This is a genomic window from Kitasatospora sp. NPDC097643, assembly GCF_040302625.1.
Classification (GTDB): Bacteria; Actinomycetota; Actinomycetes; order Streptomycetales; family Streptomycetaceae; genus Kitasatospora.
The window spans coordinates 93,559-105,550 of the sequence record NZ_JBEOSA010000016.1 but is presented as its reverse complement, the minus strand read 5'-3'; the positions used below and the strand labels follow the sequence as shown (position 1 = coordinate 105,550).

Sequence of the window (11,992 nt, the reverse complement as noted above, 5' to 3'; positions counted from 1 at the left end):
TCAACCGCTGCCGTGACGCCCCGGTGGCGGAGCCCGCCGACCGGCTCCGGGGACTCCCCTAGGGGAAGTCCCCCAACCCTGCTCGGATGGCCTGCCGGTCGCCTGAGAAACCGGAACGGACCCGGTTAGAGTGGCCGCAACACGGGCCCGGCAGGCTCACCGCACCGGCGGAGGAGCGCCCCGCGCGGGCGGCACGGCGAGGAGTGCGACAGGTGCGGCCAGTCGGCAGCAAGTATCTGCTTGAGGAGACCCTCGGCCGGGGTGCGACCGGTACCGTCTGGCGTGGCCGGGTGCGCCCCGACGTCCAGGTGCCCGGCAGCCAGCCCGGTCAGCCGGTGGCGATCAAGGTGCTGCGCGAGGAACTGGCGGCCGACCCGGACGTCGTGATGCGGTTCCTGCGCGAGCGCGCGCTGCTGCTGCGGCTCACCCACCCCAACATCGTCCGGGTCCGCGACCTGGTCGTCGAGGGCGAGCTGCTGGCCCTGGTGATGGACCTGGTCGAGGGCCCCGACCTGGCCCGCTACCTGCGCGACAACGGCCCGTTCAGCCCGATCGCGGGCGCCCTGCTGATGGCCCAGGTCGCGGACGCGCTGGCGGCCAGCCACGCGGACGGGATCGTCCACCGCGACCTCAAGCCGGCCAACGTGCTGCTCGCCGCCAGCGTGGTGGACGGCGTCGAACAGATGCACCCGATGCTGACCGACTTCGGCATCGCCCGGCTCGCCGACTCCCCGGGCATCACCCGCACCCACGAGTTCGTCGGCACCCCCGCGTACGTCGCGCCGGAGTCCGCCGAGGGCCGCGCGCAGACCTCCGCGGTCGACGTCTACGGCGCCGGGATCATGCTGTACGAGCTGGTCACCGGCCGTCAGCCGTTCCAGGGCGACGGGCCGCTGGCCGTCCTCCAGGCCCACCTGGCCCAGGAGCCGCAGCGGCCGAGCACCATGCCCGAACCGCTCTGGACGGTGATCGAGCGCTGCCTGCGCAAGGACCCGGCCCAGCGGCCCGGCGCCACCTCGCTGGCACGGGCGCTGCGGGTGGTCGCGGCGGGCGTCGGCGTGCACGCCTCCCCGGTGGCGGTGGACGCGGCGCTGGCGGTCGGCGCGCTGCTGCTGCCGGACCCGCAGCCGACGGCCGTCCCCGGGACCGTCCCCGGCGGGCCGCTCGGCGAGGACCGCACCCAGGTGCTGCCCCAGAGCCCGGCCGCCCCGCAGTACGACCCGGCCGCGGCGACCCGGGTGATGGGCACCCAGCCGCCGCCCGCGCCCCCGTACGGCGCCGCGGACCGCACCCAGGTGATGCCGCCCGCCGCCGTGCCACCGCCCCCGCCGGCCGGACCGGTCGCGCCGCAGGAGGAGGCGCCGCACCCCTGGCAGACCCAGCTGCGGGCGGCGCGGGACCGCAACCAGCAGACCCAGATCGGCTACTTCGGCCCGGAGGACTTCGAGGAGCCGCAGGTCGCCCCGCCGCCCTATCAGTCCGGTCAGGGGGGCCAGGCCGGTCCGGGCGGCCACCCCGGCCAGGGCTACCCGCCGGGCTACCAGCAGCAGCCGCCGGCCGGATACGGCCAGGACCCCCGGCAGCAGGGCCCGCGGCCCGGCTACGCGCAGCGGCCGCCGGTGGCCCCGCCGCCCTACCAGTCCGGCCAGGGGGGCCAGCCCGGCCGGCCCGGTCCGCGCGGTCCCGCCCAGGGCGCCGGCCCGGACCGGCCCCAGCCGCCGGGCGGCTACCGGCAGGCCCCGGCCGGGTACGGGCAGGCCCCGGCCGGGTACGGGCAGCCGCAGGGCGGCTACCCGCCGCCGCCGGCGCCGACCCCGGTGCCGCGCCGGGCCGAGCCGCCGGCGCCGCAGCACCGGGAGCCCCCGCAGCGCCGGGAGGAGCCCCCGCCGGCCCGCCGCGAGCCCGCGCCGCCGCGCGAGCGGCGTCCGCGCAGCCGCAACCGGATGTACATCCCGGGGCTCGGCTGCCTCAAGGGCTGTCTGATGGTGCTGCTGGTGCTGGCCGTGGCCGCGGTGGCACTGTGGAACTTCACACCGCTGCCGCACTACTGGGACAACGTCGTGGGCTGGTACGACACCGGGCGCGACTGGGTGAGCAGCGTCTTCGGCAAGTAGCGGAACTGACGCCGGGTGGGCTCCGGACCGCACCCAGGGCGACGGGATTGACGCTTTGTCGACAATTCGCGAGATTTCTCGCCCGAGAGTGCCCGTCAGGGCCCCTCAGGCGGCCCGCGAGGGGGGTCGGGGCGCGTAGGTTGGTCGCTGTTGTCCCGCCCCACCGAGCGAGCCGGCCCCCCGGCGCGCTCCCGCGCCGCCCACGGAGCAGCATTGGCACGCAAGATCGGCAGCCGGTACACCGTCCACCAGGTGATCGGCCGCGGCTCGGCCGGGACGGTCTGGCTCGGCGAGGGCCCGGACGGTCCGGTGGCGGTCAAGCTGCTGCGCGAGGACCTCGCCGCCGACCAGGTGCTGGTCGGCCGCTTCGTCCAGGAGCGCGCCGCGCTGACCAGCCTCGACCACCCCCGGGTGGTCGGCGTGCGCGACATGGTCGTCGACGGCAGCGACCTCGCCCTGGTGATGGAGCTGGTCCAGGGCACCGACCTGCGCTCCCGGCTGGAACGGGACGGCGCGCTCCCGCCGCAGACCGCCGCCTCGATCATCGCGGACGTCGCCGACGGCCTGGCCGCCGCGCACGCCGCCGGCATCGTGCACCGCGACGTCAAGCCGGAGAACGTCCTGCTCGACCTCGCCGCCGCCCCCGGCCCGGGCGGCGCCCCGCGCGCCAAGCTCACCGACTTCGGCGTCGCCCGCCTGGTCGACGCCCCGCGCCGCACCCGGGCCACCCGGATCATCGGCACCCCCGACTACCTCGCCCCCGAGATCATCGAGGGCCTGGAACCGCGCGCCGCCGTCGACATCTACGCCCTCGCCACCGTGCTGTACGAGCTGCTGGCCGGCTCCACCCCGTTCGGCGGCGGCCACACCGGCGCGGTGCTGCGCCGGCACGTCACCGAGCAGGTGCCGCCGATCCCCGGCCTGCCGGACGGGCTGTGGCGGATCATCTCCGAGTGCCTGGCCAAGGCCCCGGCCTCCCGGCTGCGCGCGGCCGAACTGGCCACCCGGCTGCGCGAGCAGCTGCCCTCGCTGGCCGGCCTGCCGGTGCTGGCCGTCCCGTCCCAGGGCCGCGCCCCGGCCGAGGAGGCGCTGAGCCCCGGCGAGGCCGTGTACGCAGAGGTGGACGCCGGCCCGGGCACCCACAAGCGCCGCCGCGGCCCGGCCGTCCCACTGGTCCCCGGGGCCGCCCCCGACTCCACCCGGGACACCCACACCAGCCTGCGCCGCCCCTCGGCGGACGAGCTGGCCGCGTACGCCGCCGAGTCCCGCGCCCAGCGCACCGCCCCGGGCGCCGCCGGACACCGCCGGGACCGGCAGGCCCTGCTGCGCCGCCGCCGGCTGCTGGCCGTCCTGCTGGCCACCGTCCTGCTGCTGGCGGGCGCCGCGGCGGCCTGGACGGCCTTCGCGGCCACCGCCCCGGACCCCGGCCACCCGGCCCGTCCGGCCGTGCACAGCACCGCCCCGCGGGCTCCGTAGGGCCTGTCTCCCGGCCCCTTCGCGAGCGGGGTGACCCCGGTGTCGTCATGACCACCCCCGGAACCATTACCCTGGGGGGCGTGGCAGCCGTCGATCCTTCCGAAGAGCTCAAGAACCTCGATACGACCATGGGGTCGATCGAGGCCGTCCTCGACCTGGACAAGATCCGGGCCGACATCGCGGTCCTGGAGGAGGAGGCAGCCGCCCCCACCCTGTGGGACGACGTCGCGAACGCGCAGAAGGTGACCAGCCGGCTCTCCTTCCTCCAGGGTGAACTGCGCCGGGTCGAGGGCCTGCGCGGCCGCATCGACGACCTGGGCGTGCTGTTCGAGCTGGCCGAGGCCGAGGACGACGCGGACACCCGCGCCGAGGCCGAGACCGAGCTCGTCGCGCTCCAGAAGGCCGTCGAGGAGCTGGAGGTCCGCACCCTCCTGTCCGGCGAGTACGACGCCCGCGAGGCGCTGATCAACATCCGTGCCGAGGCCGGTGGCGTCGACGCCGCCGACTTCGCGGAGCAGCTGATGCGCATGTACCTGCGCTGGGCCGAGCGGCACGGGTACCCCACCGAGGTGTACGACACCTCGTACGCCGAAGAGGCCGGCATCAAGTCGGCGACCTTCACCGTGAAGGCGCCGTACGCCTACGGCACGCTCTCGGTCGAGCAGGGCACCCACCGTCTGGTCCGCATCTCGCCGTTCGACAACCAGGGCCGCCGGCAGACCTCCTTCGCCGGCGTCGAGGTGCTCCCGGTCGTCGAGCAGTCCGACCACGTCGACATCGACGAGGGCGACCTGCGCGTGGACGTGTACCGCGCGTCCGGCCCCGGCGGCCAGGGCGTCAACACCACCGACTCGGCGGTGCGCATCACGCACATCCCGACCGGCATCGTGGTCTCCTGCCAGAACGAGCGCTCGCAGATCCAGAACAAGGCGTCCGCGATGAACGTCCTCCAGGCCAAGCTGCTGGAGCGGCGCCGCCAGGAGGAGAAGGCGGCGATGGACGCGCTCAAGGACAGCGGCAGCTCCTGGGGCAACCAGATGCGCTCCTACGTGCTGCACCCGTACCAGATGGTCAAGGACGTCCGCACCGCGTTCGAGGCCGGCAACCCGCAGGCCGTGCTGGACGGCGACATCGACGGCTTCATCGAAGCCGGCATCCGCTGGCGCAAGCAGCGCGAGACCGCCGCGCAGTAAGACGCAGAAAGCAGGAGGGCCCCCGACCGGATCGGTCGGGGGCCCTCTTCTTCGTCTCGGGCCTCAGGCCAGCGCCTGCCGCGCGATCAGCGCCACCGCGAGCAGCCCGGCCAGCAGGGCCAGCAGCATCGCGGGGGAGAGCGCGGCGAAGGGGCCCTGCTGCTCCTGCAGTCGGGCCCGGTTGGCGCGGCACACCGGGCAACGACCGTCGCTCACGCGGCCGTTGCAGTTGGCGCACACCAGATGGTCGCAGGTCATGCGATCTCCTCCTCGCTGCTACTGCCAACGCACCGGACGGGGCTTTGGTTCCTGTTCTTGCCCTGTGCGGGGGAGCGGCCGGGCGCGGTCGCTCCCTCCACTCTGCCAGGTTCTGCCCGTTCCGGCTCCCGGGCTGTGAGATGCCTCGCAATTTTCGGGGCATAACCGGGCATTCTCCCTCAGATTTCGAGGATTGTCCCGGGCTGCCCCTGCGGGCCGGTCGCCGGTTCGCGTATGGTCCCAGACCGGGAGCGGCCCTTCCCGCTCCTTTCGCCCGCCCCCGGGCCGGGCGCCCGGGGTGGACCGACCGAGGACTGGCGCCGCCTAGGATGGCCTCCGTGATGCAGCCGTGATCAGATTCGACAACGTCTCCAAGACCTATCCCAAGCAGAACCGTCCCGCCCTGGACAACGTCTCGCTGGAGATCGAGAAGGGTGAGTTCGTCTTCCTGGTCGGCTCGTCCGGCTCGGGCAAGTCCACCTTCCTGCGGCTGTGCCTGCGCGAGGAGCGCCCCTCCACGGGCGAGGTGCACGTGCTGGGCAAGGACCTCGGGAAGCTGTCCAACTGGAAGGTGCCGCACATGCGCCGCCAGCTGGGCACCGTCTTCCAGGACTTCCGCCTGCTGCCCAACAAGACGGTCGCGCAGAACGTCGCCTTCGCCCTGGAGGTGATCGGCAAGCCCAAGAGCGCCATCAACAAGGTGGTGCCCGAGGTGCTGGAGCTGGTCGGCCTCGGCGGCAAGGAGGACCGCATGCCCGGCGAGCTCTCCGGTGGTGAGCAGCAGCGCGTGGCGATCGCCCGTGCGTTCGTGAACCGCCCGATGCTGCTGATCGCGGACGAGCCCACCGGCAACCTCGACCCGCAGAACTCGGTCGGCATCATGAAGCTGCTGGACCGCATCAACCGCACCGGCACCACGGTGCTGATGGCCACCCACGACCAGGCCATCGTCGACCAGATGCGCAAGCGCGTCATCGAGCTCGACAAGGGGCTGCTGGTCCGCGACCAGGCCCGCGGCGTCTACGGGTACCAGCACTGATCCGCCAGCGCTGAACCGTAGGGCCGCCGGCCCGGACCGCCAGATCCAGCAGTACCGACCCTGGAGTTGTTACACGCATGCGCGCCCAGTTCGTCCTGTCGGAGATCGGTGTGGGTCTCCGCCGCAACCTGACGATGACCATCGCGGTCGTCGTCAGTGTCGCGCTCTCCCTCGCCCTCGCCGGTTCCTCGCTCCTGGTCCGTGACCAGGTGAACTCCATGAAGGGGTACTGGTACGACAAGGTCGAGGTGAGCATCTACTTCTGTACCAAGTCGGACGCCCGCAACTCGCCGCAGTGCGACAAGGGCGCGGCCACCGACCAGCAGGTCCAGGACATCAAGGGCCAGCTGGACAAGATGGACTCGGTCGTCCAGTCGGCCACCTTCGAGAGCTCCCCCGAGGCGTACAAGCACTGGAAGGAGATGAACCCGGACAACCCGCTCATCTCCGTCCTGGGCCCGGACGCGATGCCGCAGTCCTGGCGGGTCAAGCTCAAGGACCCGACCAAGTACGACGTCATCCAGAGCGCCTTCGCCGGCAAGCCCGGCGTGAAGTCGGTCGAGGACCAGCGCAAGATCCTGGAGAACCTGTTCGGCCTGCTCAACGGCCTGCAGACGGCGGCCTTCGTGATCATGGTGCTGATGCTCTTCGTCGCCCTGCTGCTGATCGTCAACACCGTCCGGGTGTCGGCGTACAGCAGGCGGCGCGAGACCGGCATCATGCGCCTGGTCGGTGCCTCGAACTTCTACGTGCAGATGCCGTTCATCGCCGAGGCCGCCTTCTCCGCGCTGCTCGGCGCGATCATGGCCTCCGGGCTGCTGGTCGGCGGGCACTTCTTCGTCCAGAACTGGCTGGCCGACCGGGTGCAGTTCATCCACTTCATCGGGCTCGGCTCGGTGCTCGCGGTGATACCGCTGCTCGTCGTGGTCGGTATGGGCATGGCCGGGATCGCGGCGTTCTTCACGCTGCGCAAGTACCTCAAGGTCTGATCCCCGCAGGGCCGCCACGGCCCCGGACGGCACTGCGCCGTCCGGGGCCGTCGCCGTTCCGCGCTCCGGCGTTCCGGCCCGGTGCGCGCGGTGCGGTGTCTACACTCCGATGCCATGTCGGAAACTCCGCGCAGGGCACGTCAGGTGGCCACCCTCAGCCTGGTGTTCGGCGTCGTGCTGCTGGCCGGGGCCGCCACCGGGGCCTGGGGCGACCCGAACGAGCCGCCCCGCCGCCCGTCGGCCGACACCGCCCCGGTCCTGCGGACCGGCGTGGGGGTCGCGACGGACCCGGCCGGCAGCGCCCTGTCCGAGCAGCAGGCCGAGCACCTGCTCGGGGCCAACGGAGACCGCTGGGGCGCGTACTACAGCGCCCAGGAGTACGCCGAGTTCAGCCAGGGCCTGGACGGCCGCTACCTGGGCGTCGGCCTCTCGGTCGGCCGCGGTGAGGACGGCGTCACCGAGGTCTCCCGGGTCGCGCCCGCCGGGCCGGCCGCCACCGCCGGGATCGTCCCCGGCGACCGGCTGCTGCGGATCGGCGAGGACCAGGCCGACCACCTGCCGGTGACCGAGGTGGTGGCCCGGCTGCGCGGCCGCGACGGCGAGCGCCGGGTCGGCTCCGAGGTCACCCTCGCCGTCCAGCGCGGTGACGGGGAGGTGCGCGAACTGCGGCTGCGGCGCGTGCTGCTGGACAGCCAGCAGGTCACCGCGGAGCACCTGGAGACGGGTGTGCTGCGGATCGCAGTCCGGGCCTTCACCAGCGGCGTGGCCGAGCAGGTGCGCGCCGCCCTGCGCGCCCCGCACACCGGCGTGGTGCTCGATCTGCGCGGCAACTCCGGCGGGTTGGTCGAGGAGGCCGCCGGCACCGCCGGGATCTTCCTGGACGGCGGCCCGATCGGTTCGTACCAGGAGCGCGGCGAGAACCGGGAGTTGACCGCCCCGCCCGGCGGCGACCAGCGCACCCCGCTCGTGGTGCTGGTGGACGGCGGCACGATGAGCGCCGCCGAACTGCTCACCGGCGCGCTCCAGGACCGCAGCCGCGCCGTGGTGGTGGGCTCCCGCACCTTCGGCAAGGGGACCGTCCAGCAGCCCAGCCGGCTGGCCGACGGGGCCGTCCTGGAGCTGACCGTGGGCCGGTACTACACCCCGGCCGGCCGCTCCCCGGACGGCACCGGCCTCGCCCCGGACGTCCAGGCCGGCGCCACCGAGGACGCCGGGGCGCTCGCGCTGCGGGTCCTCGCCGGGCTGGGGACCCGCGCCTAAAGGGGCTGCCCCGAGCCGCCCGAAGTGCGAGAATGTCCGCGCTATGGCAAAGGAAACCGGACAGAAGCTGATCGCGCAGAACAAGAAGGCGCGACACGAGTACACGATCCTCGACACCTACGAGTGCGGCCTCGTACTCACCGGCACCGAGGTCAAGTCACTGCGCGAGGGGCGGGCCAACCTGGTCGACGGCTACGCCTACATCCAGAACCACGAGGCCTGGATCGACAACGTGTTCATCCCCGAGTACACCCAGGGGACGTGGACCAACCACGCGGCGCGGCGCAAGCGCAAGCTGCTGCTGCACAAGCTGGAGATCCGCAAGATCGAGACCAAGGTCCGGGACGCCGGCCACACCCTGGTCCCGCTCTCGCTGTACTTCAAGGACGGCCGGGTCAAGCTCGAACTCGCGCTCGCCGTCGGCAAGAAGCTGTACGACAAGCGGCAGACGCTGCGCGAGAAGCAGGACACCCGTGAGACGGCGCGCGCCGTGGCGGCGGCTCGACGGCGTCAGGGTTAATCCGCTGGACCCTCGCCCGTCGCCTCGCGTACTATGGCGCCAGCAACACGGACGGTCACCGTCCGAGCTGTTTCTCAAAAAAACATGGGGATGATCGGTTTCGACAGGGGATGTTGAAACAGGGGAAGCGAGCCGAGGAACGCGGCAATGATCTCGTTAACCACGTGTCGCAAAAAAATAATCGCCAACTCTAAGCGCGATTCCCAGCAGTTCGCTCTCGCTGCCTAATAAGCACCGATAGCGCTTGGGTGTCAGACCGGGGAGTTCCCGACCCGGACCCTGGCATAATCTAGGGAACTCAACCGTCCGCCCGGGCTGCGGGGGTGGATGGGAAATCAAACAGCAGCTGGGCCTGTTGGCGGCTTGTCCGTGTGACCGCCAGGGCCGAGAAAAGCACAGCGGACTGCGCTCGGAGAAGCCCTGAATTAACTCCACTGGACCCGGGTTCGATTCCCGGCATCTCCACCACCCCATGTTCACAGTGAAGGCCGTCCACCGCTCCGCGGAGGGCGGCCTTCACGTTTTCGTCCGGCCCGGCCCTGCCATGACGACGCTCCGGGGCGTAGGATCTTCCGTCCGCTCGTTTTCCGGAGCGGGACTCCGCCGCAACCACCGAGGCCATGCAGAGCAACACGGACACCACCCCTGCCACCGATCACGAGACCGTCCGCGAGCGCGAGATCGCCGGTGAGCAGCAGCACCTCGACACCGTCTACCACCGCCTGGAGGAGAAGCTCGCCGAGGCCGAGTACATCCTGGAGGACGCCGCCAAGCGGGTCCAGGTCGGCACCCCCGGCGCGCTGGCCGAGCGCGACGCCCAGGTCTACCGGGCCGGGGCCCACCTCCAGCGGCTCAACAACGAGTTCGAGGACTTCCTGTTCGGCCGGATCGACCTCCAGCGGGCGGACGCCCCGGAGGAGCACGGCATCCCCTCCAACACCCCGCTCGACCCGGCCGACCCGGCCGTCGCGGAGACCCTGCACATCGGCCGGCTCGGCGTGCTGGACGCCGAGTACGGCCCGCTGGTGATCGACTGGCGGGCGCCCGCGGCCGCGCCGTTCTACCGCGCCACCCCGGTCGAGCCCGGCCGGGTGATCCGCCGCCGGGTGATCCGCTCCAAGGGCCGCAAGGTGATCGGCGTCGAGGACGACCTGCTGCGCCCCGACCTCACCCCGACCCTGGACGGCCGGGAGCTGGCGGTGGTCGGCGACGGCGCGCTGATGGCCTCGCTCGGCCGCGCCCGCAGCCACTCGATGCGCGACATCGTCTCCTCCATCCAGAAGGAGCAGGACGAGGTGATCCGCGCCGCCGCGGCCGGCGCCACGCTGGTCACCGGCGGCCCGGGCACCGGCAAGACCGCCGTCGCCCTGCACCGCGCCGCCTACCTGCTGTACCAGGACCGCCGCCGCTACGCCGGGGGCATCCTGGTGGTCTCGCCGACCCCGCTGCTGGTCTCGTACACCGAGGGCGTGCTGCCCTCGCTCGGCGAGGAGGGCCAGGTCGCCATCCGCGCCGTCGGCTCGCTGGTGGACGGCATCGAGGCGGCCACCTACGACACCCCGGAGACGGCCCGGGTCAAGGGCTCGGCCCGGATGACCCAGCTGCTGCGCCGGGCCGCCCGGGCGGCCCTGGAGCTGGGCGCGCCGCAGGAGCTCAAGGTGGTCGCCCGCGGCGAGGTGCTGAAGCTGGACGCGGGCCGGCTGAAGGCCGTGCGCGGCAACGTGGTGGGCTCCGGCGGCACCCCGCTGAACCTGCTGCGCCCGCGCGCCCGCCGGCTGCTGCTGGACGCTCTGTGGCAGGAGGCCACCCGCCACCTGCCGAAGCCGACCGACCACTACGCCCGCGAGCAGCGCCAGGAGGAGAAGGAGTCCTTCGACGAGTACGTCTCGGACGAGGCGCCGTTCCTGGACTTCCTGGACGCCTGGTGGCCGGCCCTGACCCCGCGCCGGGTGCTCGGCACGCTCAAGCAGCACCGGCACACCAACCGGATCGCCCGCCGCGCCGTCACCCCGGACGAGGCCCGGCTGCTGGCCGCGTCCTGGCGCCACCTGTCCCCGAACGGCGAGGGCGCGCTGTCCGCGCACGACGTCGCGCTGGTGGACGAGCTCCAGGTGCTGCTCGGCGAGCCGGCCCGCCCGAAGGTCCGCGAGGTGGACGCCGTGGACCTGCTGAGCGGCCTGGAGGAGGTCACCACCTTCGCCGACCGCAGCACCCGCCAGCGCGAGCGTCAGCCGGTCGAGCGGACCGAGTACGCCCACGTGATCGTGGACGAGGCGCAGGACCTCACCCCGATGCAGTGGCGGATGATCGGCCGCCGCGCCCGGATGGCCACCTGGACGATCGTCGGCGACCCGGCGCAGTCCTCCTGGCCGTTCCCGCAGGAGGCCCAGGCCGCGCTGGACGAGGTGCTCTCCGGCAAGCCGCGCCGCCGCTTCACGCTGACCGTCAACTACCGCAACCCGGCCGAGATCGCCGAGGTCGCGGCCAAGGTGCTGGCGCTGGCCGCGCCGGGCACGCCCTCGCCGAGCGCGGTGCGCCGCGTCGGCGTGGAGCCGCGCTTCGCGGCCGTCGTCGACCCCGCGCCGGAGGCCTTCGGCGCGGCGGCCCGGGCCGAGCTGGAGCGGCTGCTGACCGAGGTGGACGGCACGGTGGCGATCGTGGTGCCGATGGACCGCCGGGCCGAGGCGGCCGCCTGGACGGAGGGCCTGGGCGAGCGCGTGGTGGCGCTGGGCAGCCTGGAGGCCAAGGGCCTGGAGTACGACGCCACGGTGGTGGCCGACCCGACCGGCATCGCCGGCGAGTCGGAGGCCGGCCTGCGGGTGCTGTACGTGGCGCTGACCCGGGCGACCCAGCGGCTGACCGTGCTCTCCGGCCCGGACGACCTGCCGGACGCGGCCGGCGTGCCCGCGCTGCTGCACGGCTGACGGAGCGTCCGCGGACACGCGGAAGGCCCCCCACCGGTCGGTGGGGGGCCTTCTGACGTTTGGTGACACCGACCCGCCATGCTCGCCTCGCGGCAAGTGGTCCCTCGAAGGGACGAAGGTTGGGCCCGGGGGCTTGGATCGAGCCGGTGTCCCGTCCAATGTAACGCATCGGCCCGGAGAGGCAAGGAGTCGTCCGCCTCGTTGTCGGATCCGCACACT

At 73.0% G+C, this 11,992-nt stretch carries 9 protein-coding genes and 1 other RNA gene; 9 read left to right on the top strand and 1 reads right to left on the bottom strand.

All coding sequences use genetic code 11. The features are described from left to right. Positions 1 to 212: 212 nt before the first annotated feature. From ABTY15_RS13795 to prfB, 3 genes are all read left to right on the top strand, one after another. Complete coding sequence (locus ABTY15_RS13795; RefSeq protein WP_350581648.1) at positions 213 to 2,114, top strand: serine/threonine-protein kinase; 1,902 nt, start codon at positions 213 to 215, stop codon at positions 2,112 to 2,114. 213 nt (positions 2,115 to 2,327) lie between these two features. Further along, on the top strand, positions 2,328 to 3,590 hold the full coding sequence (locus ABTY15_RS13790; RefSeq protein ID WP_350581646.1) for a serine/threonine-protein kinase: 1,263 nt from the start codon (positions 2,328 to 2,330) through the stop codon (positions 3,588 to 3,590). 80 nt (positions 3,591 to 3,670) lie between these two features. Continuing rightward, the gene (gene prfB, locus ABTY15_RS13785) at positions 3,671 to 4,783 is read left to right on the top strand and encodes a peptide chain release factor 2 (protein WP_350581643.1); all 1,113 of its coding nucleotides are present in this window, start codon (positions 3,671 to 3,673) and stop codon (positions 4,781 to 4,783) included. Positions 4,784 to 4,846: 63 nt separating this feature from the next. Here prfB and ABTY15_RS13780 read toward each other — a convergent pair whose 3' ends face one another. Beyond that, positions 4,847 to 5,041 carry a hypothetical protein gene (locus ABTY15_RS13780; RefSeq protein WP_030059729.1) on the bottom strand — a complete coding sequence of 65 codons (195 nt, stop codon included), beginning with the start codon at positions 5,039 to 5,041 and terminating at the stop codon, positions 4,847 to 4,849. Positions 5,042 to 5,390: 349 nt separating this feature from the next. On the opposite strand from ABTY15_RS13780, the gene ftsE reads away from it, so the two are divergent. The 6 genes from ftsE (at position 5,391) to ABTY15_RS13750 (ending at position 11,773) form a co-directional block, all read left to right on the top strand. Beyond that, positions 5,391 to 6,080, top strand: coding sequence for a cell division ATP-binding protein FtsE (gene ftsE / locus ABTY15_RS13775; protein ID WP_063349173.1), 690 nt, complete (start codon positions 5,391 to 5,393; stop codon positions 6,078 to 6,080). Positions 6,081 to 6,157: 77 nt separating this feature from the next. Further along, positions 6,158 to 7,069, top strand: coding sequence for a permease-like cell division protein FtsX (gene ftsX / locus ABTY15_RS13770; protein WP_350581637.1), 912 nt, complete (start codon positions 6,158 to 6,160; stop codon positions 7,067 to 7,069). Positions 7,070 to 7,183: 114 nt separating this feature from the next. Beyond that, complete coding sequence (locus tag ABTY15_RS13765; protein ID WP_350581633.1) at positions 7,184 to 8,329, top strand: S41 family peptidase; 1,146 nt, start codon at positions 7,184 to 7,186, stop codon at positions 8,327 to 8,329. A gap of 43 nt (positions 8,330 to 8,372) precedes the next feature. Beyond that, complete coding sequence (gene smpB, locus ABTY15_RS13760) at positions 8,373 to 8,849, top strand: SsrA-binding protein SmpB (protein ID WP_045695776.1); 477 nt, start codon at positions 8,373 to 8,375, stop codon at positions 8,847 to 8,849. An 86-nt stretch (positions 8,850 to 8,935) separates the two neighbouring features. After that, positions 8,936 to 9,317: a transfer-messenger RNA gene (ssrA, locus tag ABTY15_RS13755) on the top strand. A 152-nt stretch (positions 9,318 to 9,469) separates the two neighbouring features. Continuing rightward, on the top strand, positions 9,470 to 11,773 hold the full coding sequence (locus ABTY15_RS13750) for a HelD family protein (RefSeq protein WP_350581628.1): 2,304 nt from the start codon (positions 9,470 to 9,472) through the stop codon (positions 11,771 to 11,773). Positions 11,774 to 11,992 lie beyond the last annotated feature (219 nt).